A 978-nucleotide genomic window follows, 5' to 3' on the forward strand; every position below is an offset into this window, starting at 1 on the left:
GGGCAAAATAAGGGATAAGCGCGAATTATTCTTGGCAGGAAAAAAGAAGCACCCTTATTCGTCACTAGATCACGTCAAGGGCAATCCATTTGTGTTAGCGGTAGCTCCTTTTGATACTCACTTGTCATTTTCTCAAAATAATATCGCAATTAATCGTGCACTATACGGTGTCGACAGCAAAACAGGTAATGGCAGACCGGTCATTCACCGAGCACTAAACGAAAATAGTAAGCCAGTCGAGTTCGGAATATTCACAAACGATAGCTACAAGGAAATTAGCGCGATAATTTTCTCAACCGTAGGAATGTTTAGCAAAGCTCTAATAGGCACGAATGTTGATGGCTTTGTGAAGTCCACAAGATACCGAGAAATGGGTGTCGTAGAGTTTATGGTAAAAGAGGGTTTGGACAGGATAGGTAAGCATCATGTAGAAATTGAATCCGGTCACGATATATTTTCTCATAGATACTTTAACGGCCATTTAGTCTGTGGTTCAGACGTTACGCTATGCAAGCCCTCGAATCACCGAGAAACTCATCTAGATGGTCTACACCTATACTACAATCCGTTTGCAGAGACACCATTACCTAAAGACTTATTTTTAGCAAAAGAGATAACTCAGAATGATTTCGACCCTTTAAGTATGTCAATGACATCAAAACATAATGATAAATCATTGGTGTCTCKGCAATTTATTACTTCAATCGATGCAGACGCCGTCTGATTTAAACTGGCACAATTTTCTTCAGGGTTTTAGCCGCGAGGGAGAAGGTGATATCGATCAGCAAGACGTAGAAGGTGGATTAATAACTCAGTTCCCCTTGTAGCTTCCGGCCAAAAGCGGACAGTCTGCATAATCAATATTTCCCCTTTTTTTCTTAAGCAAATCCCCCGATCTGTCGCGAATCAACCGCGGCTGGCGAGGGGGGGCTACTGAAGCTATTGCTTACCAATGAAGTGCAACGTGCCCAATTCGGC

The 978-nt window shown here is 42.4% G+C and carries 1 protein-coding gene; it reads left to right on the top strand.

Annotation, left to right across the window (positions count from 1 at the left end):
• The coding region (locus AC1DH9_RS29860) for a hypothetical protein (protein ID WP_477809417.1) at nucleotides 1-724 on the top strand (724 nt) is incomplete at its 5' end.
• Nucleotides 725-978: the final 254 nt, after the last annotated feature.

This window comes from Pseudomonas sp. 05T35, assembly GCF_056396605.1.